Raw genomic sequence first — 22,741 nt, forward strand, 5'->3', positions numbered from 1 at the left:
CATCCGTGGGCTGTGGCGCTGGGGGATAGGCGGGAATAGGGGTTAGAACGACTAAAGGCATCACACCTCCTCAAGTTGAATTGCAAACATCGAGTAGTCGTGGTACTCGATAGCGACTGACCAATCCTTGGCGATACCAAATACGTTCAGAGCCTCAATGTCTTGAGAGCCCAGGAACAGAATGGGCTTGGCCCGGTTCTTGGTCATGTAGTTTTTGATGGCCATGATTTCTGCGCGCCGGATGGGCACAGACATATCCGCCCATCCGATGTAGGTGCGCTCGACCAGCACACGGTTGCCGAACTCATCGAGCTCTTTGCGGGAAAAATCCTGGATACCCACCGAGGCCCCGATCTCGACACCCAGGCCCCACTCCTTGGCATTGCCGAGGATGAGGTTGCCGACCTCCATATCGGTCGTACCGACGAAGTCCACCAGCACATCCGCTTGCGGGAATGCCGGCAGCCCGGTAAAGAGGCCCAGCACACCCGTTGGTGTCCACTCGCCAAAGTGCCATTCCCACCAATCGGCGGTCTCTGGCGCAAGGCCAACGGTGAGCGCCTTGTCATAGACGGTGCCGTAAGTCGGGTCCAGCACGCGCACCCGAACGGAGTGCACATCGGTCATGCCCATGGCACATACGGCATCCACCGCACGCCCAAATCGGAAGCGGTAGGACGCCGTCGCATTGAACTTGGAGCTCTGCGACGTGCGCCCATTAAAAAGGGCCCACGTATTGGTGGGCCCGACTTTGATCCAGAGCGTTGGGTTGTCCGGCGGCGGAATGCTGTCGTTGATATCCGCCCCGGCTTGGTAGACCAGATGCTGGTAGCGCACCCTAGCACCTGCGGGCCAGGCGCCGGCCGCCCAGGCCGCAGCTGTGTCTTCCACGGGCGGTTGCGCAACGATCACGCCATCGCTGATCTCCAGCGGGCTGACGGTTCTCAATCCTGTCATGCGTTTTCCTCCTGTGTACGTGTTGCAGGCATTCCATCGGCATCCCACATGCGCAGCGTCTTGTTGAGTTGCTGCACGGCAGGCACGACGACCGTGGCCTCGGCCTTGCGGTTGGCGTCGTGGTTGTCGAGTGCCAAGCGCAGGGCCCGCACTTCCGCCACCAACACCGGGTTGTCGCTCGAAGCCTGCAGCGCGCTGAGCAAAGCAGTGTTGCCACTCGCCTGGACCACGCGCCCTGCAGTCGCAGCGCCCACCTCTGCGGTTTTCACATCGCCGATATCGACGCCGTATTTATTGGCCAGGAAGTTCCTCGTATCGGCCAACGATGCCAGCCAGGCCGACTGCTTGAGCAAGACATCGGCCTGAGACATTGCACTGGCTTTTGCTAGCTCTTCCAGCGCCTGGATGATCGAAGGCAGTTCTGCGGCGGCGTCCTGGTCTCCAGATCTGGCTTGAGCAGTCTTGATTGCGAACATGGACTCGTAGTACGCAGCACCCTTGTCTTCTGTCGCACCCAGCAACTCTCCACGCAGGCGCTTCATCTCATTGCTCATGGTGTCAATCAACTTGGACCACTCATCCCTCAGCTTTTCAGCAGCCTTCGCTGCGGCTTCCGCTGCCGAAGTCGACGATTCATAGGCTTTGGTGACCTGCTGAACAGCAGGGCGATAGGTGGACATCTTTGGAATGACGCCACCGACGTCATTACCAATATCGCGAATGAGCGCAATCGTGTCGTCCATCATGGACTTGAACGCTTCATCACTCAAAAGCGCTTTCAGCGCTGCTGCTGCAGCCCTGGCGTTGGCCATCATCGAATCAATCGCTGCACCACTCACCAAGCCCGACACAGCGGAGCCCGTCATCGCCGCAGTCACCACTGGTGTGATGACGCCATCAATGATGGAAGACATGATGGTATTGATCGCCTGCCCATAAATGGCTTGCTCAAAGCCGACAGCAATCGTGTCTGCCAACCATTCTCCGGCTTGTGCACCCCGACCCTCGTTGATCTCGTTGATGAAGCCATCGACCAGGCCATCCATGGACAGCCCCAACGTTGACAGCGTCTCCTCGCGGATCTGCTGAATCTCCTGCAGCTTCGCAACAAGCGCGTTAGTGCCGTCCTCCAAGCTCGCAGTTACCGCATCAACGCCATTGGCAAAATCATCCGCAAACTGCAGCAGCCAAGCGAGCAACTCCTCGTCCTTGTCCGCAATCGCTTTGTCAACCAGGGCGCGGTACTTCTTCTTTGCATCCACATCGCCAACACGCAGGTCCAGCTCGCGCTCTTCCATACCGTCGTTGGCCACCTTGGTCGCACGGCTTCGCTTCTCGTCATCGCTGTAATACAGATCGTAATAAGTGCTTGCGGCCTGTGTCAGCGCATCCATGCTGCCAACCGCATCCACCAGCTTGCTGGCCCAGTCACCTGCAGAGAGCGAACCCTCCAGCAACGTGGAGCCAAACAGTTCAAAGATCTGGTTGACGCCGACCAGGCTGGATGACATGCGGGTCAAGGCATCAACTGCCGTCTCACCCGTGCGCACATACTCGCTCATCACGAAGATCTGCTCGGTAACCGTCTCCGTCACCTGGCGGCCGACACGAGCCCATTGCTCGGTGTCACCATCGCCGGCAACTTGCACGTTGTCCCACACCATGCGGGTCACTTCGCTGGTCTGCTCCTGCCAGCTGCCGAGCACACTGCGTGCCAGCTCTTCATTGGCCTGCGCGAGCGCCTGCTGGATCTTGGCCGATGCTTCCTCTTGCGACAGGCCCGTCAACTGCAAGCCCTTGCCGCCCGTGTCCGGATGGATCTCATCCAGCCCCAGCGCCACCTTCATGGCCCGGATTGCGTCTCCATTCAGCCCCAGGGTATCGGCCTTTTTGGCCGTGTCCTCCCGCATGTCCTTGAAGGCATCCTGCAGCACCTTGATGGGGCCTTTGGAGCCTTCAATGGCTGTACCGTAGTTCTCTTTGAGCATCTCGACGCGCGAATACAGCTGCTGCAGTTGGCGCTCGCGGTAGCCGTTCTCCTTCGCATCCGGATTCGCAGCGATCTGCCCTTGAAGCGTTTCGATCTGCGCATTGGCCTTCTCGATCTCCTTCTCGGCTGCCAGGTAACGGTACTTGGGTCCACCAAACAGGCTGCCACTTTCGCGCATCAGCTGGTAGCCATACATGTCACCACCAAGCTCACCCATGAGGCCGCTACCGACCTGCTTTTCTTCCTTGAACATGCCGCCCAGGTAGGCGGCAGCCATGACCACGGCAGCCATCGTGCCCACTGTGCCCCAAGTGCCCATGGCAGTGCTGCCGGGCGCCGCGGCCCCCACGCCTCCCGCCACTGGCGTGGTCACTGCACCTGAAGCTTGAATTCCAGCAGCGCTCCACGGGGCACTTCCACCCAAACCAACCATATTGGCCACATAGCGTGACCCTTGGCCAAGAAGTCCTTCACCGGTATAAAGGTTGTAGCCTGATGATCCCGCGCTTAGCAAGTTTGTCAGGCCACCACCGCTTGCTCCGGAACCTGCCCCTCCACCAAACAAGCCAGCGAGCCAACCGACTCCGCTGTTAATCATGCCTGTGATATTCGCGCCAATGTTCATCACAAACTTCTGCGCGAATGCCTTGTACAAAGCATCAGAAATGGAAGTCAGTACGGTCGTCTTCAAAGACTTGCCCAAGTTCTTCAGACCCTGAGCGCCGTTATTGAGAAAGTCGGCGAATCCCTGGCGGACGACATCTCCATACTTGCTCGCTTGCTGCGTAACGTATTGATCCTGAATGCGCGCCAACTCCGTCTGCAGCTTAGTCTCCGCGGCGATTCGCGCCTGGGAGATCAGATCAGCCTCGTTGATCGCGTTCTGTTCTCCGTTGGAATCGTAAGAATTCTTCTTGATCTGCTCAATCTCACGCGCAAGCTGCAGCTCCGCCTTTCGCACAGCCAGCAGTTTCTGGCGTTGGCTCTCTTCCACGCCCAGCAGGGACATGCTGTACTGCTGCAGTTGGTATTCTTCTTGGGCAGTTTTAAGCTGTTCAGCGTACTTGCTGTTGGCCTCCAGGTATGCACCCTCTTTCAGCGATTTCACATAGCGCTCGTGCTCGCTGGCCAGCTTTTCCAAGTTATCGATGACCTCTGGCTTCCAAGGCACCCCACTTTTACTATCGGCCTCTGACCTTGCGTTCTCCATCGCCTTTTCAGCGACGGCAATCTTGGATTTCCCGAAGCTGGCATTCGCCTCTTCCTGCTTGTTCGCCAGTTCGCCGACTGCACTAGCCGACTTTTTCACATCCTCTATATATTTGAGATAGCTCTTGCTCGCTTCATCCTGAACCTGGATTTGCTTTTCCAGTTCAACCCGACCTTGTTGGGCTGTCTGGTAGCGCTGGGCCTCGACCAGTTGCCCCTCCAAGTTAGCCTTGGTTCGCCGATCTGTTGCGTCAGCAATTTCGGCTTGAAGGTCGCCGACCAATTTATCTGCATTTCCTGTTTCTTGAGCGCCCTCCGCACGCTGCTGCAAGCGCTTGATCAGGTCCTCTTCAGCTTGAGTGCGAGCACGAATGTCAGCGATCGCCTTATCTTGCTGACTAGGACCGCTAGCGACACTGCCCTGACTCTCATACCCTTTGAGAACCGAAGCTTTCATCTCATCGCTGAGTGGAGATCCAAGTCTCTTCTCCCAGTCTTTGATCTCAAGTTGAGCCTTCTGAGCGGTAGTGCCAAACTGTCTCAGCCATTCGACGTTCTCCGCAATCACACCACCATAGATCTTGACTGGCTCGGGATTCCATGCGGCGGGGTTGGGTGCGTTATCACCGTATTGTTCGGTATTGATCATCCCCATGACGATCTCACGCTGACGCTCCAGATTTGCAATTTGCGTGTTGACAATGGCGATGTCATCACGGAAATAAAGATCCTTGAACCAGCTCCCGCTGTGAGCCGCTAGCTGCTCTTTGAGGGCCTTCAGTTTGGTCTCGTACTCTATTAACGCCGTTTCGGGATTATTGAGCTTATCGCCTCCCATCCACGCGCCTGCAATATCGCCCTTAGCCAACTGAGCCAACGTATTCACTAAGCGAACTGCGACGGTTGTAGTGGCCGCCATGAGCGCAATGATTGCCTCGAAGGCCTGCTTAGTTTCAGCAGAGGACAGGGTATTGGATAGTGCATTTACGCTATCCCTCAGCCCGTCAATATTCCCCCCCTCCCCAATCATCAGATCAGTTAATGTGTTCTTTAGGTTTTCCAGCGCGCCACCCAAGGTATCCCTTGCTGCAGCTGCTGCACCACCGTATGACGCTTGAAGGGCATCCAAGACAACAGCTTGAGCCGCACTGACCTGGCCAGTGGCCTCCAACTGTGCCACCATTTCCTTTTGTTGATCGGTGAAACGGACACCCTGCTGTGCCAGCGCTTTGAGGCCTTCAGAAGGGGTATTCAACGCCTGGCCAATGGTCTCTGCAGAGCTGGTCACCGACGTACCCATCCGCGAGGACATATCCATCACGGCTTGCATGGCCTGCGGGAACTGCTGCCCGACCACATTGGAATAGTCCAACAGGCGCGTTTGCGCCTGGGTGATCTCTCCGGTAGAGAAGACGCTCGACTTCGACAGCGATGCAGCCATGCCGTTGAGTCGCTCCTGCGACCAGCCCGCGGTTTCGCCGGTGGACTTCAACACGGCGGCAAGCTGGGCCTGCTGCTTCTCCGCGTTGATGGTTTCCGTGATGAACTTGCCAAAGAACGCGGGGGCCCCTTGCGCCAGGAGACCGAACACCACCTTGGTGGACTCGGCCCAGCGCTTGGCTGAGCCGTTGGCACTCTCTTGCTCCTTCTGCACATTTGCCAGATCCTGGGTGTAGGTACTCAGGGCAAGCTGGCTCGTTTGCCGCAGCTGCACAAAGGTTTCGGAAAAGCGCTGGGTATCCCGGATCCCAACCTGGATCACCGATGACTGGCTCTGAAAGGCCGAGGTCATCAGCTGAAACGATTGTGCGGAATGACTAGAGCCGGCCTCAACCGAACTCCAGAAGTTCTGAATGCTGTTGATGGCCTCATGGACACCCAACTGGAGGTCCGAGAGGTCAACACCAATCTTGATATTTTTTTCTAGATCAGCCATAGCAGCACCAATAGAAATGGCCCGCCGAGGCGAGCGTAGAAAAAGAGAAGCCCACCGAGGTGGGCTATTTCTGGCGGGATCGCTCCTGTGCTTCCCTGCGCGTTTGCAACGCTTCAAGCGCGCCACGCTCCAGCAAGCCCACTTCACGCATCACCTGGTTGCGCTTGCGCTTTTTGATGCCCTCGGCATCCAGCCAGGTGTAGATCACGTTGTAGTCCAGGGCGTAGATACCGCCCATGCCTGCGCGCCACTGGCTGGCGTTGTCGATGAAACAGCGGTAGGCCAGTTCATGGTCGGGGTAGCACACCAGGGGCTCGCGTTCCTTGATCATCTCGGAAGGAAAGCCCATGGCCACCAGTTGCTGGGGACTGGACCGTTCGCCAAACAGCGCACGGCCCAGCTCCATCAGTTTTTTGTCTTGGCGCCCGAGTGAGCCTGGAAGAAGCCAGTCACGATCGCGCCAAAGGCGAAGGCATGGGTCACAAAGAACTGCGTGATGTTCTCGACGCTGAATTCATCACTGAACTCCCAGGCCGACACAATCTTCATCACCAGCTTGGCCTGGTCGACCCGCATGTCCTTCTCTTGCTCATCGCTGAGAGGGGCCTCGGCCGTCGCCTTGTACTTGTCCTGCAAGGCAGTGAATTCGGCGGACAGCGCCTTCATGGCCTCGGTGTCATGGAAGCGAAAGGTCAGGCCCAGGGGCTGCGGACCTTTGCCTGCAACGGGCACATCGGCAGTGCCTTTGAAGGTGGGAGTAGGTGCAAACGATGCGAGAGACTTCGCCATGATGAATTTCCTTCTTCTAAAACAAAAAAAGCCCGTACAGGTGCTACCTGACGGGCATAGAAAACCCGCCTTGATCTTTCAAGACGGGTGGGGCGACCTTTACTTGTAGGTCTTGATGGGGCGCAGCATGGACAGGGTCAGCTTGCCGGTGGTCACTGCGTTGGAGGCCACCACGGGGGTTTCCTGCACACTGATGTAGCCATAGGCGTAGCTGATCGAGCCGCCGTTAGGCAGGGCCATGCGGATGGCCACCAGGCGGTTGGCGCGCGAGGCATTCACCGCCGCCTTGTAGCCCGGCAAGGTAGGATCCCAGCCGAAGGTCAGCTCCCAGCTCATTGCCGAGCGGGTCGTGGGGATCTTGATGCCGTACTTTTGCGACAGCGGCGCGAATTCGGCGTACTGCTGCTCACCACCGGTGGGGCTGATTTCGCTGACCTGCTGCAGCTCGGTCCAGCCGGTGATGGCACGGACGGTGCCGGCGCTCGAGCCGCCGGGGAACTGGATCAAATCGGTGGTGTCCTCGTCTTCCAGCGTGATGGCACCCGTGGTGGCCGAGCCCACTCGCAAGATGGAGTCGTTCATATCCTCCCAGCCGGTGTTGAGCAGGAAAGGGTCCTTAGCGCTCAGGCCATGGGCCGCGGCTGCAATTACAGGAGGCGCTGCATTGGAGATGGTGGTCACCGAGACAGGAGCGCCAAATCCCGTCGAGATTGCGAAGCGGGTGCCGGTCGATACTTCATAAGCCATGGTTGGGCCTTTCAAAAAAAAGAAAAATCCGTCAGCTGCATCGCAGCGCGGATCGGTTTCGCCCTCGTCGGGCACAAAAAAACCGCCTCTCGGCGGTATGCGGTGGTTTGAAGAGTCCCCACCACCCTTGACCGTTGACGGAACAAGGACTGCATGGGCTCTGTCTTGAATAATCGCAAGCGCTAGGCTGCTGGTGCATCGCTCAGGCCTGCGCAGCGCCTGCCCTGCGATAACTAAAAGGGCCAGCGCAATGGCCGGCCCCGGCATGGATGCCCCATCAGACAACCCTTGTGGGCTGGGGCTGCTGTTCGCTTCTTCAAGCACTGGGAAGCTCTCAGCAGGAGATACCGCACCGTCAAACCACTCGGGTGCGGGCCGCGCTTGTTGCAGCTGACATGAAAAAACCCGCATGAGGCGGGCAAAGACGTTGAGATGACAAGACTGCTGAACACCAAGCCAGAACGTAAGAATCCGGTGGTGGAGGCCGGCGGCCTACAGCGCATACTCCAAGCCCTGCTTGAGAAACAGCGGCCAGCAAACATATCCAAAAGCCAGAAACGCAAAAGCCCCGCACTGGGCGAGGCTTGGAGGGCTGGCGGCATAGCTCCGCCATCTAAGACCTTGCAATGCCGCAACAGCATTGCAAGTGGTTCAGGGTTGAGGCGGTTAGCGGGTGCCGCTTTTGCGTCTTTCGCATCACTGTCTAAACGATTACGAGAATACCACAGTTTCAGCCCGGCTGCAACAACTTATTCAAGTTATTGCTGTGTGTTCTTTTGCAGTCCATCACATAGTCGATGAGGAACTGCACGTCCTTGCGGCTGGGCTCTTTGGCCAGCATCGCGCCCTTGCATTTGAGGCACTTGTAGGTCTTGCCCTCCTTGGCCGTCAGGCCCGTTCCCTGGCATGGCTTGCACTTCTGGTCCAACAACCAGGCCATGGCCTCAAGGGCAGCATCCTGAGGATCGGCCAGCTTCTTGGCTCCTGCGTACTCGACTAAGGCCGTGTACATGCGCTCCATATCCACCCTGCTGGGTTTGGTGATGATCCGCAGGTAATGCAAGGCAACATTGGCTTTGCTCATCCCGCTGGCTCTGATCAGGTCCACCTGCCCGATGCGGTGCGACTCGTCCGACAGATCGCGGGAACGTATCGCGGCCGTGTATCGCTCTGCTGTATTGCTCATGCTTGCTCCTTCAATGGCTTCGTGTTGGCTGGGTTCAGTCGGGGTCTGCATGCGCAGAGGTATAAGTCGGTGCAGCTTCCTGGCGCAATCCGCTCGCCTTGGATGGGGGTCAAGACCATGCCTGCCTCCCATCGGTGTCCACCGCCTCACGCGCAAAACGGACCGTGGTCGGATTGACCCTCTCGCCTGCCTTGACGCGCTTGAGGATCGCGTGTGCCCATCCCTTGCCTGCTTGCGCCTGCCCGCGTTGGAGCTGCGGCACCAAACGCTTGAGCTGTTCGGCAACGACGGCTTGCGATGCTGGGGGAGCGGGCAGTTGCCGGGCCTGGGACACGGGTGCCTTGCGCGCCAGATCACGGAACTGAAACACGGTGGGTGGCTTGACCAGATCCAGGTGCGTCAATGCATGGGCAATGCCCTCCGGAAATCGCTCGAAGCCCGCCAGCTCATGCGCCCAATCGGACTTGACGGCATTGAGGTCCAACCCCTCCCATCGGCCCAGAAAGTCGCGCCCATACACCAAGGTGAGCTTGGTGAAAATCTTGTCTATCCATGCAACTGGCAAGCTCATGCTTCACTCCCGATACTTTTCTGTGGCCGCTCAATGCGCCTGGCCGCGACCTCAATGGCCCGGCTTTTGAAAAAATCGGCGGGCGATGCTTCTGGCGCTTGCCGGGCAATGGACGGAACCGCCTCCTGGGCTCGCTCTCGCATGCTGCGCTGGTAGCTGGTCTCGCCGCAGTGCTGCTGCGCCCCATAAGCAGATCGCGCGGTAGGCTTGCGGACTTCACAGCGGCGAACCCAGTTGCGCCAGGTCGCCAGCCAGTCCAGCTTTTTGGCGTCTACACCGGCCTTGGCATGCCAGAAGTCGGCAAACACCTCGGCCTGCGTACGCACATCTTCTTCCGTCAGATCTGGCCTTGCTTGCAGCGCCCAGTCACACCAGGTCTTCTGCAAAACCCAGCCATCCGCAAGGCGCGTGGCAGCTTTTGCCTTGTGGGATTGCCCAGCCGCTGCAGCGTGACCAACACCAGGGCCCGTCTTTGCCTTCACTGCTTTTTCTTCATGGGGTTCTTGGTCTGCTTCTGTATCTGCTTCTGTATCTGCATCTGTCTCTCCCTCTGTACGCGTGACATCGCCCTCCATCACGCGTGACCGATCCGTCTCGGGCTGCAAAGGGGCAGCCTCCTTGGCTTTGGCGCGCTGGCGGCGCTTGCGGTCGGCGGCCGTGGGATCACTGTCACTGCGCATCTGGCGTGTGTTCCAACGCAAGGGTTGCAGGCTCTCCTGGTCGATCAAACCCACCTCGGCCAGGCGGCGACCCACCTCTTCCAAGGTTCGGGTGTCAATACCCATCTTGACGGCCACCTTGCGCATCATCAAAGGGCCGGCATCATCCAAAACACCTCGGCCCTTGAGACACAGCAGCGCCATGAAATGCCAGCGGTCCTCAAAGGCAAGCAGGCGCAGCTTCTCGTCATCAACCATCTCCGTGTAGGCACGAAACCAAGGCAGCTGCATGCTCATACGGCCTCCCATACGCGGTAGCCGTCGCGCAGCAGGTCGGCCTGCTCGAACTGCACGACCTGGGTAAGACCGCTTCGCTCAAGCTCGGGCAAGCGGCGGCAGATTTGCTCGACCGTCATCCCGGTGCACTGCGCCATCTCGCCGGCGGTCAGCGATTTCTCATCGCGCAGCGCCGCCATGATTCGGGTGGCATGCTTGCCAGCAAACCTGGCCGAGCGCTGCATAGCGCTCAGACTGCTCATGGGATCATTGGCTCGGACCTTGTTGATCACAGTGCTCCTTTCAAAATGCGTTGGGTCTTGGTGTGTGAGGCCTCGGCCTGGGCCCCGCTCTCAATGAAGTAGCCGAGGTATCTGGGATTGCGATCAACGGTCTTGGAGACACGCTTCTGGCTGAATGTGGAGGCGATGGATTGCAACGGACGGCTGAAGGCATTGGGAGCCTGCCCGCCACCTGAAGCAAAGGCACCTGCAGGCAGCACCCTTTCGCTGCCAACAGCACAACGCTCCGAGCTATCGCAGCAGCCAGCCCCGGTATTGGCCCTCTGGCCCCCTACGTCATGCAGCCCCACATCTGTGATGGCCGGTCGGCCACTGTTGGGTTTTGCGATGTGGCAGCAGGTATCGTCCAACCCTTTGTTCCCGGAGTTGTCGATGATCGGCATGGTCTGCACCGCAGCACCGACGGTGCCGCCCAGAACCTCGATGGCTTGTGACTTGCGTATGGACATGCAATAATTTAACCATAGTTCAGGCAAAAAAGCAACCATAGTTTAGGAAATTTCGGCGATGATTTAAACCATGGTTGACTACAAAGACCGCCTGGTTCAGGCGATGACTACTGCAGAGATGAAAACAGCCGATCTGGCAGACCGGCTGGGCGTGTCCTATCAGGCCATCAAGAAGGTTCTGGATGGCAACACCAAGGCCCTCACGGCGGAGAACAGCGCACGGGCAGCGCAGCTGCTCAATGTGTCGTCCGACTGGCTGGCGCTGGGCGAAGGCACGATGTCGCGCTCAAATGCTGTGACGCCTTACAGAGACCTCTCTCCTGCCCCGATTCCTGGGCGCCCTACCATCGCCGTGCCCGTGCTGTCCAACAGCGCATCAATGGGCTCAGGGTCAGAGCTGCTGGAGCACGACGTATTGACCGGCGACCTGAAGCTTTCCCAGGAGTGGGTAACGCAGCGGGTCAAGCCCTCCAGCGTGCAGGCGCTGCGCTTCATCCATGGCTATGGCGACTCCATGAAAGGTACCTTCAACGATGGGGATATCTTGCTTGTCGACACGGCTATTCGTCTGGTCGACATCGACGGGGTCTATGTCCTGTGCGCCCATGACCGGCTTTTTGTAAAACGTGTGCGGCAACGCTGGGATGGACAGTTCGAGATCAGCAGTGACAACCCCAGCATCAAAACCTCGGATTTGCTCGACGGTCGAGAGCAATTGGATGTGCGCGGACGTGTGCTGTGGGCCTGGAACGGACAGAAGCTCTGAACAGTATCGAGTGCGGTCGCTGCAGTTCGCACCGACACCGTGAATCCACCATCAGGCCGCCATCCTGGGCGCCTGCTGAAGAGAAGGCGGCGACCATCGCCGCCTCATGAGCCACCGCATGGGCTGGGCACAGGGCTACTCCGTAGTAAATGAACCATAGTTAAAAATACAACATAGACTAAAGTTCATTTCTCTTATGAACCATGGTTTATCTGACAGCGAATGAAGCGATCTGGCCTGCTGACGGTTGACCGACATGCCCCTCCAACGGACGCCCGTTGAGAAAAATATCTAATACCCCGATCATGCTTTCTCAACGGCGCAAGATGCCGCGCCTGCAAGCGCTGACACCACAGCATCAAAGCCAAAAGTGGGAAATTATGATATCTAAAGTACTCATTTTATAAAAAATGATATTTTTAGTACTCTAAATTAGGCTGCGGTTGTTTGTCTGATCATCCTCTTCGGATTGCTGCTTGAGACGGTCTGCAGCTATCCAGAGGCCTTGAGCGACCGGCTCTGCCACCCGCGCCTCAAAGCCACGCCCTTTGCCGTTGAAAGACCTTCCCGGAGAACGGGGTGGAACGAAGCGCTGGCCGACATTATTTTCAGGAGGCGCCGGGGCTGCAGGCACCGGAGACGCAGCAGCGCCAGCGGCAATTGAACAACTCAACTCCGGGTTCGAGATAGTCGCAGACTGCGGCCGCGAAGCCCAAAAGTTGCTTTTTCCTGGCGTGACGGGAGATGGGCGGGGATCGGCTCCGTCAGCATGCGACGGGGCGGAACAACAGACATTTCCTTAAGCAGAGGCGATGCCCACAAAGAAACATACTGTCGCATCCAACAACAATGAATGTTAGATTAAGTTACAAATATATTGGAATGCCTGCTATTCGACAGCGCCCGCGTTCGCGCGCCATCCCTTGCCAGGTCCGGCAGGCTGCCCGCCAGGAACAGCGTTGCAGCCTGCGGTTTGCAGTCGGTGCAGACGATGATGCACTCTGGGCTGAACCAGCTTAAAGGGAACAGCGCAGTCAGCAGCGGTTTCGCGGGGGTCGCTTAAAGGCGGTCATTGGCCCTAGCCAGCCCCGAACCAGGGGTAGACGGCATTGACGCATAAGCGCACACCCCAGGCTAAAAAAGCCAACGCTACAAGAAGCAGTGCTGGGCTTAGACCTTTTGGGTAAATGCGATAGCCGGTTTAAAGTCCGCCTGCATTATTATCCCCACCCGATTTAGCACGGCCACCCATTTGCTCATCATAGAACTGGCCCAGACCCAGACTGCCCACATCACGTCGCAAATGGATATCGTAGATAAAAATCTTGTTGAATACCCGGTCCAGGCGCACATACTGGTAGGTCGCCACCGTGGTTTCATTGACCACGAGCTTGATGGGATCCGTTCTGTACACGCCAAAATGGCTGGTCGGCTTGAGTTTTATCTTCGAAAACGGCTCTGACGACAAATACACGTAGACAGGGGTGTACATTGAGTAAATATTGTCTTTGCGAATTAGGGGCGGCAAATACTATTCACCACCCATTACCTGCGCCGCCATGAAAACTTCTGCCCCTATTTATCTTTGGGGGCACGAACGGTATTTTACAGAACGGCGACAGCGATTAACTCTGCGCTAACACTTAGCTATAATTGATAGCTATATCATATTCGATTAAATCTATTTGTGCTTAGCTATAACTGGGAGTTTGCAGTTGTTTGCTATTCGCGAAAGATGCGGGGGTTTTTCTGTTTGCAGGCTTGAATGGGGCGCCGCCGGAGCAGCGCCTATGGCGATGCGGGGCGCTTCCAGCACCCCGGGTTTCTACAGCGCAACATCTGCCATATTTTTTTACAGTGCCCGGGAAACGATGAAATCTGCATCATCTAGCTTGAAAGCACCTATATTGATGAATAGTTAGCTTAAAAATTCATAGCATTTTTTAAGGTTAAGGTGGCAATTTGCGCCACAATACTGCAGTTGTATTGCTCTGCTGCCAGGCGCTGGCATGCCCCGGTTGTTGTAGTTCATGGCCTGCCCTCCTCCCCGTTCCGCCAAGCGCCCTGCTAAAAAGAAAAAAGCATCCAAGTCCGCCCCCGGGCTGCTGCGCAGCTTCTTGCGCGGGTTGGTCGGCAAAGGGGCCATTGCCACCTACAGTGCCGTCGCAGCGCTGGCATCGGCGGCCTATGTGCCGCAGCTCGACCAGGCCCGCCAATGGGCCATCAGCAGCAGCAGCCAATGGCTGCAGCGCCAGGCACCGGTGCAAACCGCGCAGCACTGGCTGGAGCGCATCCAAGACAGCGCTGCAGACTGGCAGGGGCGTTTTATAGAGATTGCCCGGCAAAGCCGGGGCGGCGGTGCAGACGCCGGTGCCGCGCACTCAGGCCTGCCACCCGTTCCCGCCTCACCGGCTACCGCCCAGCCCAACGCCAGCCGGGCCAGCAGCGACAAGGCCAACCAGGGATTTGCCGAGTGCGCCGAGCAGTTGCCCGCCAGTGCCCCGCTCAGCGCAGCCAGCGTAGGTCGCAACTGGATGCCCGTGACGCTGTGCTCCACCGGCTTTGCGGTGCTGTACTCGGGGCTGTCCAAAACCCCCATCGTGACGGTAGAGCGCCTGAGCCGCCAGCGGCTGCAAAGCGCAGCCGGCTTGCAGCGCACCGACCGCTTCTATGCAGATGCGCGCCTGCGCGCCGCCTACAAGGCCGAGTTGGCTGACTACCAAGCCAGCGGCTATGACCGTGGCCACATGGCGCCTGCGGCCGACCAAAGCACGGCCAACGGCATGGCGCAGTCGTTTGCACTGTCCAACATGGTGCCGCAGGACCCAACGCACAACCGCCAGGTTTGGTCCAAGCTGGAAGCGGATGTGCGCAAGTACGCCAAGCGCGCGCGCGGCAATGTGTTTGTCTACACCGGCCCGCTGTTCGAAGGCCAGACCCCTACTACCATTGGCCGCAACCAGGTCTGGGTGCCCAGCCATTTGTACAAGCTGGTGTTTGATGAGCAGCAGCAGCGCGCCTGGGCCTGGGTGCTGCCCAACCGGGCCGATGTGCAACTGGGCGCGCCGATGAGCTACGCCCAGTTTGTGCAGCGGACGGGGCGCAATTTTCTGCCCCATCTGCACTGAGCGCCCTCGCCGGAAGCTTTAAGCGTCGGGCTTCATCCAGTCGGCATGCCAGCCGCCACCCAGTTCCTGGATCAGCTGCGCCGCCGCCAGCTGCTGGTTCAGCTGCAGCTGGATCAGCGCCCGGCGCGCGGACAGGGCCGTGGCCTGGGCCGTCACCACATCGGTGTACGGCACCTGGCCTTGCTTGTAGCGGTTGAGCATTTGCTGCTCCACCTTCTCGGCCGAATCCAGGCTTTGCGCCAGCAAGGGCCGCTGGGCGTTGAGGGCTGCCACATTGCTCAGCACATCCTCGACCGCCTGGAAGGCCGACAGCACCGACTGGCGGTAGCTCGCGCTGCGGGCTGCGTGGGCAGCGCGGGCAGAATCCACCTGCGCCGTCGTGGCCCCGGCGTTAAAGATGCTTTGGCTCAGCGATGCGCCCAAGGACCACAGCAGGCCCGAGGCGCTGAACAGGTTGCCAATGTTCGATCCGGAGCGGTTCAAGGAGCCACTCAGGCTCAGGCTCGGGTAGTAGGCGGCCTGGGCCACGCCGATCTGGGCATTGGCAGCGGCTACGGCGCGCTCGGCCGCAGCAATATCGGGCCGGCGCTCCAGCAAGGTGGAGGGCACAACGCCCGGGACTTGCGGCACGGTCACATTCCAGGCCGCTGGCGGCAGATCAAACTGCGCCGGGGCCTGGCCAGTGAGCACGGCAATCGCATGCTCCGAGGTCTGGCGCGACTGGCGGAGGGACTCCACACTGGCCTGGGTATTCGTCAAGGTGGTCTGCGCCTGCAACACGGCAGTGCGCGCCTCCACCCCCACGGCGTAGCGGTTTTGCACAATCTGCAAGCTGCGCTGGTAGCCCTCGATCGATTGCTGCAGGATCTGCATCTCGGCATCGGCCTCACGCAACCTGAAGTAGTTCTGCACCAGGCTGCCGACGGCCGACAGCCGCGCAGCGGCCAGATCGGCCTCGCTGGCCTGGGCACTGCTTTGGGCCGCGCTGACCGACTCGCGCAGCCGGCCCCACAGATCCGCATCCCAGGCAGCGCTGATACCCAGCGATGCGTTGCCGTTGCCGCTGGACTGGCTACCACCCTGGCGCGTCTGGCCCAGCGTGCCGTTGACCGTGGGCATCAAACCGGCCTGCTCCACCCGCAAGGCCGCCTGGGCCTGCTGCACAGCGGCAGCGGCCGCTGCAATGTTCTGGTTGTTGATCTGCACCTGCGCGGCCAACTGGTTGAGCGGCTCGTCGCCAAACAGCGTCCACCAGTCGCCCCGGTCCACCCCATCATTGGGCTGGGCGCTTTGCCACAGCGCGCCGGCTTCCTTGAAGCTGGCCGGCGCCGGCGTTGCGGGCACCTGGTAGACGGGCGCGACGGAGCAGGCGCTCAGCAGGCCTGCGCAGCACAGCGCCACAGCCAGGCTGCGCAGCATGGGCGCGCGAAGAGGGGTGGAGAATTCAAAAGATTGCGTCATGGCTTATCCGTGTTCCGGTGTGGGCGCGCCATCGGTGGGGGCACGGCCCAGGTCGCGCTCGTTGGGCGCGCGGCGGCGTAGTTTGTCCAGCAGCACATAGACCACCGGCGTGGTGACCAGGGTCAGCAGCTGGCTGGCCAGCAGGCCGCCGATGATGGCAATGCCCAGCGGCTGGCGCAGCTCCGAGCCCTGGCCAAAGCCAATGGCCAGTGGCAAGGCCCCCAGTGCAGCGGCCAAGGTGGTCATCAGGATGGGACGAAAGCGCAGCAGGCAGGCCTCGCGCACCGCATCGATGGCAGACAGCCCGCGCGATCGCTCGGCCTCCAGCGCAAAGTCAATGATCAAGATGGCGTTTTTCTTCACGATGCCAATGAGCAGGAAGACTCCAATGAGCGCAATCACCGTGAACTGCATGTCAAACAGCATCAGCGCAATCACCGCGCCCACCCCCGCCGATGGCAAGGTGGACAGCACGGTGATCGGATGCACCAGGCTTTCATAGAGCATGCCCAGCACAATGTAGATCACCACAATGGCCGCCAGGATCAGGTACAGCTGCTGGTTTTGCGATTTCTGAAAGCTCAGCGCCGTGCCCTGGAAACTGCCGCGCACATTGATCGGCATGGCGATATCGGCCTCGGCCTGGGCAATCACCTGCTGGGCTTCGCCCAAGGCCACGCCATCGTCCAGATTGAAGGAAATGGTGGTGGACAGCTCGCCGTCTTGGTGGTTCACGCTGGTGGGCGCGGGGCGCTCCACCACCTTGGCAAAGCTCGACAGCGGCACCATGGTCGCCACCGCTGTGCTGATCACGCTGCCGGTCGATGCACTGCGCTGCGCCGGGTTGGCTGCCGTGCCTTCGGTGCCGCTCAGGTTGGATGGCACATAGATATCCTGCAACGCCGGTGGCCCGCGCGTGTACTCCGGCGCCCATTCCATGATCACCGAGTACTGGTTCAGATCGCTGTAGATGGTGGCCACCGAGCGCTGGCCAAAGGCGTTGTAGAGGGCATTGTTGATGGACTTGGCGTTCACCCCCAGGCGCGCGGCCGCCTGCTTGTCCACCTCGACATAGACCTCGACGCCGCTCTCCGACTGGTCGGTGTCCACATCCTGCAGCAAGGGCTCCTCTTTCAAACGCTCGGCCAAGCGCGTGGCCCATTTCTTCATGTCGGCGGTGTTGTCGCTCTTGATGGTGTACTGGTAGGTGGAGTTGGACGAGCGCCCGCCCATGCGCAAATCCTGCACCGGGTTCAGAAACACGCGCAGCCCGGTGATCTGCGCCAGCTGCGGCCGCAGCCGCGCCACCACCTGCAAGCTGGTCACATCGCGCTCGCTCACTGGCTTGAGGTTGATAAACACAAAGCCCCCGCCCGAACGGCTGCCGCCAGCAAAGCCAATCACTGTGTCGATGGCCGGGTCCTGCTGGATGATGGCCAGCGCCTCTTTGAGCTTGCCGGCCATCGCCGTAGACGAGATGCTCTGGTCAGCGCGCAGGCCGCCCGCCAGCTGGCCGTTGTCCTGCTGGGGGAAGAAGCCCTTTTGCACATGCATGAACAAGTAGCCATTCATCGCGATGACGATCACCAAGATCAGCATGACCACCGTCTTGGCATGCAAGGCCCAATCCAGGCAGCGCTCGTACACCCGCAGCATGGCGTTGTAACTACCCTCCAGCGCGCGGGCAAAACGGCCGCGTGGTGCCGTCTCAATGGCATCTTCATTGCGCAAAAACCAGGCGCACATCATCGGCGTGGTGGTGAGCGATATCACCAAGGAGATCATCACCGCCACCGACAAGGTGACCGCAAACTCCTTGAACAAACGGCCGATCTGGCCTTCCATGAACAGCAGCGGGATGAACACCGCCACCAAAGACAGGCTGATGGACAGCACGGTAAAACCCACCTCACGCGCGCCCTGCAGCGCGGCGGCCATTTTGTCCATGCCCTGTTCAATGTGGCGGCTGGTGTTCTCCAGCACCACAATCGCATCGTCCACCACAAAGCCGGTGGCCACCGTCAGCGCCATCAGACTCAGGTTGTTCAGGCTATAGCCCAGCAGGTACATCAGCCCGAAGGTGCCCAGCAGGGACACCACGGTGGCCACTGCCGGTATCACCGTGGCCCGTGCCTTGCGGATAAAGGCGCCCACCACCAGCACCACCAGCACAACGGACACCATCAAGGTCGTCTCGATCTCGCGCAGCGACGAGCGGATGGAGTTGGTGCTGTCGCTGGCCACTTGGATCTTCACATCCTTGGGCAGTTGGGCCTGCAGCTCGGGCAGCAGCTTGCGCACGTTGTCCACGGTGTTGATGATGTTGGCGCCGGGCTGGCGCGTGATCAGCACCAAAATGGCCGGCTGGCCGTTGAACAGGCCCATGGTGTAGACATTGGCCGGGCCGTCGATGACCCGCGCCACATCGCCCAGTTTGACGGCCGCACCATCGCGCCAGCCCACCACCAGGCCCTGGTACCAGCTGGCCTTGCGCTCCGGTGCTGGGGTGTAGATCTGCAGGCGGTTGCCGCCACTCTCGATGGCGCCCTTGGGCCGGTTGGCATTGGCGGCCTGGATGGCGGCGCGCACATCTTCGGTGGCAATGCCGTAGTGGCTTAAGGCCTGGGGCAACAACTCCACCCGCACGGCGGGCAGCGAGCCGCCGCCAATTTCCACATCGCCTACACCATCGACCTGGGAGATGCGCTGGCTCACGACGTTGGAGACCTCGTCATACAGCTCGCCCGGCGTGCGCGTGGGCGAGGTCATCGCCAAGATGATGATCGGCGAATCCGACGGGTTCATCTTGCGGTAGGTCGGGTTGCTGCGCAGGTCTGATGGCAGATCGCTGCGCGCGGCATTGATGGCGGCCTGCACCTCGCGCGCAGCACCGTTGATGTCGCGGTTCAGGTCAAACTGCAAGGTCACATTGGCCGAGCCGGTGGAGCTGCGCGAGGTCATCTCGTTAACCCCGGCAATCACACCCAGATGGCGCTCCAGCGGCGTGGCCACGCTGGAGGCCATGTTCTCCGGGCTCGCGCCCGAGAGGCTGGCCGAGACCGAAATCACCGGGTAATCCACCTGCGGCAGCGGCGCCACTGGCAGCGCAAAGAACGCTGCAATACCCGCCAGCGCGATGCCGATGGTCAGCAAGACCGTGGCCACCGGCCGTTTGACAAAGGGCTGGGACAGGTTCATGCCTGCACCTCGGCGGGGCCGTTGCCGTTGCCGTCAGGGTGTTGGCGGCGGCCGATGCGCGCACCGATGCGGTCAAACACCAGGTAGATCACCGGCGTGGTGAACAAGGTCAGCAGCTGGCTGAGCATCAGCCCACCAAAAATGGCCAGGCCCAGCGGGCGGCGCAGCTCGGCACCCTCGCCCCAGCCAAACATCAGCGGCAGCGCGGCAAACAGCGCAGCCAAGGTGGTCATCAAGATCGGCCGAAAGCGCAGCAAGGCTGCCTGGTGGATGGCCTCTTGCGGCGCCATGCCCTGGTTGCGCTCGGCATCGATGGCAAAGTCGATCATCATGATCGCGTTCTTCTTGACGATGCCAATCAGCAAGATGATGCCGATGATGCCGATCACGCCCAGGTCGTTGCCACTGATCATCAAGGCCAGCAAGGCGCCCACCCCAGCGGACGGCAAGGTCGAGAGAATGGTGAGCGGGTGCACATAGCTCTCATACAGCACACCCAGCACAATGTAGACGCAGACCAGCGCGGCCAGAATCAACACCAGCTGGCTGGTGAGCGAGTTTTGGTAAGCGGCAGCCGCGCCCATGAACTCCATGGTCAGCGACGCGGGCATGCCGATATCTTTGGCCGCCTGCTTGATGGCATCGACCGCATGGCCCAGCGACACGCCGGGCGCCGTGTCAAAGCCCAAGGTGGCGGCCGGGTACTGCGATACACGGGTGACCTGCAGCGGCGCCATTTGCTCCTCAATGCTGGCAATGGCCGACAGCGGTGTGGCACCGGTGCTGCTGGCGCTGATGGCCAGGTTACCCAAGGTCTGCACGCTGTTGAGCTGGTCTTGCTGCGCCTCCAGAATCACGCGGTACTGGTTGGTCTCCGTAAAGATGGTCGAGACAATGCGCTGGCCAAAGGCGCTGTACAGGGTGTCATCAATGCTGCTGGCGCTGATGCCCAGGCGCGATGCGGTATCGCGGTCCACATTCACAAAAGCAGACAGGCCCTGGCGCCCGGCATCGCTGGTGGCATTGCGCACCTCGCCCAGGTTCTGCAGCTGGGTGACGAGCTTTTGCGTCCACTGGTTGACCTGATCGGTGTTCACCCCGCCAATCGACAAGCGGTATTCGGTGGGGCCGGTCTGCGAGTCAATGGTCAGATCCTGCGCCGGCTGCAGGAAGATCTGCACACCGGCTATCTGCGCCACCCGCTCGCGCAGGCGCTGCATCACCTCGTCCTGCGCATCATGCGGGCGGGTCAGGTTGATCGACAGGCTGCCGGTGTTGAGCATGGTGTTGTTGGCCGCATCCACCCCCACCACCGAGCTGACCGAGGCTACATCCTTGTCCTGCAAGATGGCGCTCACGGCCTGCTGCTGCAGCTGGCTCATGCGGGCAAAGGACACCTCTTGCGCCGCCTCAATCTGGGCCTTGAGCTGGCCGGTGTCCTGCGTCGGGAACAGGCCTTTGGGAATGGCCAGGTACAGCAGCGCCGTCAGCACCACGGTGGCCACCGCCACCACCAAGGTCAGCGCCTGGTGGCGAAACACCCAGTGCAGGCCCCGGTCGTAGTGGTGGATCACCTTGTCAAAACCGCGCTGCACCGAGGCAGCCCAGCCGCGCGTATGCGCCGTCGTGTCCTCTTGCTTGAGCCAGCGCGCCGACATCATCGGCACCAAGGTGAGCGATACCACGGCCGAGATCAGGATGGTGATGGCCAGGGTCACGGCAAATTCGCGGAACAATCGGCCCACGATGTCGCCCATGAAGAGCAGCGGAATCAGCACCGCGATCAGCGAGACGGTGAGCGAGATGATGGTGAAGCCGATTTGCGCCGCGCCTTTGAGGGCGGCGGCCATTGGCGCCTCGCCCTTTTCGATATAGCGGGCTATGTTCTCGATCATCACGATGGCATCGTCCACCACAAAGCCGGTGGCAATGGTCAAGGCCATCAGGCTCAGGTTGTTCAGGCTGTAGCCCAGCAGGTACATGGCCCCGCAACTGCCGATCAGCGAGATCGGCACGGCCAGGCTGGCAATCACCGTCGCGCGCAGGCTGTGCAAAAAGAAGAAGATCACCAGCACCACCATCACCACGGCCAGCGCCAGCTCCATCTGCACATGCTCGACCGACGCGCGGATGCCGGTGGTGCGGTCGGTCAGTACCTTGACCTCGACCGACGCGGGCAAGGAGGCGGTGAGCTCGGGCAGGCGCTGCTTGATGGCATCGACCGTGGCAATCACATTGGCACCCGGCTGGCGCTGCACGTTCAAGATGATGGCCGGGGTCTCGTCGACCCAGGCCGCAAGCCGGTCGTTCTCGGCACTGGCCACCACGCGCGCCACATCCTTCATCAGCACCGGGGCATTGCCTTTCCAGGCGACTACCAGGTTCATGTAGTCGTCCGTGGTCAGCAGCTGGTCATTGCTGTTGATCGAGTAGGAGCGCTTGGGGCCATCAAAGCTGCCCTTGGCGCTGTTGGAATTGGCATTGCTGATGGCAGTGCGCAAGCTGCTCAGGGTGATGCCATTGGCGGCCAGCGCCTGGGTGTTGGCCTGTATGCGCATGGCAGGCTTTTGTCCGCCTTCCAGACTGACCAGACCGACCCCTGCGACCTGGCTGATCTTTTGCGCCAGGCGGGTGTTGACGATGTTCTGCACCTCGGTGAGCGGCAGCTCCTTGGAGGTGATGGCCAGGCTCATCACCGGCGTATCGGCCGGGTTGACCTTGGCATACACGGGCGGCGCGGGCAGATCGGCCGGCAGCAGCGCGCTGCTGGCATTGATCGCCGCCTGCACCTCTTGCTCGGCCACATCCAGCGACAGGCCCAGCTGGAACTGCAGGGTGACGATCGAGACGCCGGCTGCGCTGTTCGAGGACATGCGGTCCAGCCCGGACATCTGGCCGAGCTGGCGCTCCAGCGGCGCGGTCACCGTGCGGCTCATCACCTCGGGGCTGGCCCCCGGGTACAGGGTCTGCACCTGGATCGTCGGGTAGTCGACCTCAGGCAGCGCCGACAGCGGCAGCAGCCGAAAGCCCACCAGGCCTGTCAGCACAATGGCCAGCATCAGCAAGGCCGTGGCTACCGGCCGCTGGATAAAGGGACGGGAAGGACTCATCGCTCAG

Annotated in this window: 16 protein-coding genes; 2 read left to right on the forward strand and 14 right to left on the reverse strand. The window is 60.3% G+C overall.

Going from position 1 to position 22,741, the window contains the following annotated elements; all coding sequences use genetic code 11:
• Positions 1 to 60: 60 nt before the first annotated feature.
• The 10 genes from M2375_RS19505 to M2375_RS19550 all read right to left on the reverse strand — a co-directional run bounded on the left by M2375_RS19505 (position 61) and on the right by M2375_RS19550 (position 11,110).
• Entirely contained in the window at positions 61 to 957 is an 897-nt protein-coding gene (locus tag M2375_RS19505) for a hypothetical protein (protein ID WP_259169670.1), read from the reverse strand.
• Positions 954 to 6,092 (reverse strand): phage tail length tape measure family protein, encoded by a 5,139-nt coding sequence (locus M2375_RS19510; RefSeq protein WP_259169671.1) that lies wholly within the window; start codon positions 6,090 to 6,092, stop codon positions 954 to 956. The genes M2375_RS19505 and M2375_RS19510 overlap by 4 nt, the downstream gene beginning before the upstream one ends.
• A gap of 64 nt (positions 6,093 to 6,156) precedes the next feature.
• Positions 6,157 to 6,498 (reverse strand): DUF1799 domain-containing protein, encoded by a 342-nt coding sequence (locus tag M2375_RS19515; protein WP_259169673.1) that lies wholly within the window; start codon positions 6,496 to 6,498, stop codon positions 6,157 to 6,159.
• Positions 6,498 to 6,881 carry a phage tail assembly chaperone gene (locus tag M2375_RS19520; RefSeq protein WP_259169678.1) on the reverse strand — a complete coding sequence of 128 codons (384 nt, stop codon included), beginning with the start codon at positions 6,879 to 6,881 and terminating at the stop codon, positions 6,498 to 6,500. The genes M2375_RS19515 and M2375_RS19520 overlap by 1 nt, the downstream gene beginning before the upstream one ends.
• A 99-nt stretch (positions 6,882 to 6,980) precedes the next feature.
• Positions 6,981 to 7,628: a phage tail protein gene (locus M2375_RS19525; protein ID WP_259169679.1), complete on the reverse strand. Its 648-nt coding sequence runs from the start codon at positions 7,626 to 7,628 to the stop codon at positions 6,981 to 6,983.
• Positions 7,629 to 8,358: 730 nt separating this feature from the next.
• Positions 8,359 to 8,814 carry a hypothetical protein gene (locus tag M2375_RS19530; RefSeq protein WP_259169681.1) on the reverse strand — a complete coding sequence of 152 codons (456 nt, stop codon included), beginning with the start codon at positions 8,812 to 8,814 and terminating at the stop codon, positions 8,359 to 8,361.
• Between the two features lie 109 nt (positions 8,815 to 8,923).
• Positions 8,924 to 9,385 (reverse strand): hypothetical protein, encoded by a 462-nt coding sequence (locus tag M2375_RS19535; RefSeq protein WP_259169683.1) that lies wholly within the window; start codon positions 9,383 to 9,385, stop codon positions 8,924 to 8,926.
• Positions 9,382 to 10,341 (reverse strand): hypothetical protein, encoded by a 960-nt coding sequence (locus M2375_RS19540; RefSeq protein WP_259169684.1) that lies wholly within the window; start codon positions 10,339 to 10,341, stop codon positions 9,382 to 9,384. Before M2375_RS19540 ends, M2375_RS19535 begins: the two co-directional genes overlap by 4 nt.
• On the reverse strand, positions 10,338 to 10,613 hold the full coding sequence (locus tag M2375_RS19545) for a helix-turn-helix domain-containing protein (protein WP_259169686.1): 276 nt from the start codon (positions 10,611 to 10,613) through the stop codon (positions 10,338 to 10,340). The genes M2375_RS19540 and M2375_RS19545 overlap by 4 nt, the downstream gene beginning before the upstream one ends.
• Positions 10,610 to 11,110 (reverse strand): hypothetical protein, encoded by a 501-nt coding sequence (locus M2375_RS19550; protein ID WP_259169687.1) that lies wholly within the window; start codon positions 11,108 to 11,110, stop codon positions 10,610 to 10,612. The genes M2375_RS19545 and M2375_RS19550 overlap by 4 nt, the downstream gene beginning before the upstream one ends.
• Positions 11,111 to 11,141: 31 nt before the next feature.
• Between M2375_RS19550 and M2375_RS19555 the strand changes: the two genes are divergently transcribed.
• Positions 11,142 to 11,837, forward strand: coding sequence for a S24 family peptidase (locus tag M2375_RS19555; RefSeq protein WP_259169688.1), 696 nt, complete (start codon positions 11,142 to 11,144; stop codon positions 11,835 to 11,837).
• Between the two features lie 1,201 nt (positions 11,838 to 13,038).
• On the opposite strand, the gene M2375_RS19560 is transcribed toward M2375_RS19555, so the two are convergent.
• Positions 13,039 to 13,329 (reverse strand): hypothetical protein, encoded by a 291-nt coding sequence (locus tag M2375_RS19560; RefSeq protein ID WP_259169692.1) that lies wholly within the window; start codon positions 13,327 to 13,329, stop codon positions 13,039 to 13,041.
• A 538-nt stretch (positions 13,330 to 13,867) separates the two neighbouring features.
• Here M2375_RS19560 and M2375_RS19565 point away from each other — a divergent pair.
• Positions 13,868 to 14,965: a DNA/RNA non-specific endonuclease gene (locus tag M2375_RS19565; RefSeq protein WP_259169693.1), complete on the forward strand. Its 1,098-nt coding sequence runs from the start codon at positions 13,868 to 13,870 to the stop codon at positions 14,963 to 14,965.
• Between the two features lie 18 nt (positions 14,966 to 14,983).
• On the opposite strand, the gene M2375_RS19570 is transcribed toward M2375_RS19565, so the two are convergent.
• Genes M2375_RS19570 through M2375_RS19580 form a run of 3 tightly spaced genes read right to left on the reverse strand, consistent with a single transcriptional unit; the run spans position 14,984 to position 22,734 of the window.
• The gene (locus M2375_RS19570) at positions 14,984 to 16,426 is read right to left on the reverse strand and encodes an efflux transporter outer membrane subunit (RefSeq protein WP_259169694.1); all 1,443 of its coding nucleotides are present in this window, start codon (positions 16,424 to 16,426) and stop codon (positions 14,984 to 14,986) included.
• Positions 16,427 to 16,429: 3 nt separating this feature from the next.
• Positions 16,430 to 19,624, reverse strand: a complete 3,195-nt coding sequence (locus M2375_RS19575; protein WP_259169695.1) for an efflux RND transporter permease subunit — start codon at positions 19,622 to 19,624, stop codon at positions 16,430 to 16,432.
• Complete coding sequence (locus M2375_RS19580; RefSeq protein ID WP_259169696.1) at positions 19,621 to 22,734, reverse strand: efflux RND transporter permease subunit; 3,114 nt, start codon at positions 22,732 to 22,734, stop codon at positions 19,621 to 19,623. Before M2375_RS19580 ends, M2375_RS19575 begins: the two co-directional genes overlap by 4 nt.
• Between the last annotated feature and the right edge of the window lie 7 nt (positions 22,735 to 22,741).

The organism is Comamonas sp. BIGb0152 (genome assembly GCF_024809975.1).
Taxonomy (GTDB): Bacteria; Pseudomonadota; Gammaproteobacteria; order Burkholderiales; family Burkholderiaceae_C; genus Comamonas.

What these genes read in the sequence shown, in the direction of transcription:
- M2375_RS19550 (WP_259169687.1), bottom strand. Translation starts at nt 11,110, where the DNA reads ATGGTTGCTTTTTTGCCTGAACTATGGTTAAATTATTGCATGTCCATA.
- M2375_RS19535 (WP_259169683.1), bottom strand. Translation starts at nt 9,385, where the DNA reads ATGAGCTTGCCAGTTGCATGGATAGACAAGATTTTCACCAAGCTCACC.
- M2375_RS19555 (WP_259169688.1), top strand. Translation starts at nt 11,142, where the DNA reads ATGGTTGACTACAAAGACCGCCTGGTTCAGGCGATGACTACTGCAGAG.
- M2375_RS19570 (WP_259169694.1), bottom strand. Translation starts at nt 16,426, where the DNA reads ATGACGCAATCTTTTGAATTCTCCACCCCTCTTCGCGCGCCCATGCTG.
- M2375_RS19515 (WP_259169673.1), bottom strand. Translation starts at nt 6,498, where the DNA reads ATGGAGCTGGGCCGTGCGCTGTTTGGCGAACGGTCCAGTCCCCAGCAA.
- M2375_RS19560 (WP_259169692.1), bottom strand. Translation starts at nt 13,329, where the DNA reads ATGTACACCCCTGTCTACGTGTATTTGTCGTCAGAGCCGTTTTCGAAG.
- M2375_RS19525 (WP_259169679.1), bottom strand. Translation starts at nt 7,628, where the DNA reads ATGGCTTATGAAGTATCGACCGGCACCCGCTTCGCAATCTCGACGGGA.
- M2375_RS19565 (WP_259169693.1), top strand. Translation starts at nt 13,868, where the DNA reads ATGGCCTGCCCTCCTCCCCGTTCCGCCAAGCGCCCTGCTAAAAAGAAA.
- M2375_RS19520 (WP_259169678.1), bottom strand. Translation starts at nt 6,881, where the DNA reads ATGGCGAAGTCTCTCGCATCGTTTGCACCTACTCCCACCTTCAAAGGC.
- M2375_RS19510 (WP_259169671.1), bottom strand. Translation starts at nt 6,092, where the DNA reads ATGGCTGATCTAGAAAAAAATATCAAGATTGGTGTTGACCTCTCGGAC.
- M2375_RS19505 (WP_259169670.1), bottom strand. Translation starts at nt 957, where the DNA reads ATGACAGGATTGAGAACCGTCAGCCCGCTGGAGATCAGCGATGGCGTG.
- M2375_RS19580 (WP_259169696.1), bottom strand. Translation starts at nt 22,734, where the DNA reads ATGAGTCCTTCCCGTCCCTTTATCCAGCGGCCGGTAGCCACGGCCTTG.
- M2375_RS19540 (WP_259169684.1), bottom strand. Translation starts at nt 10,341, where the DNA reads ATGAGCATGCAGCTGCCTTGGTTTCGTGCCTACACGGAGATGGTTGAT.
- M2375_RS19530 (WP_259169681.1), bottom strand. Translation starts at nt 8,814, where the DNA reads ATGAGCAATACAGCAGAGCGATACACGGCCGCGATACGTTCCCGCGAT.
- M2375_RS19575 (WP_259169695.1), bottom strand. Translation starts at nt 19,624, where the DNA reads ATGAACCTGTCCCAGCCCTTTGTCAAACGGCCGGTGGCCACGGTCTTG.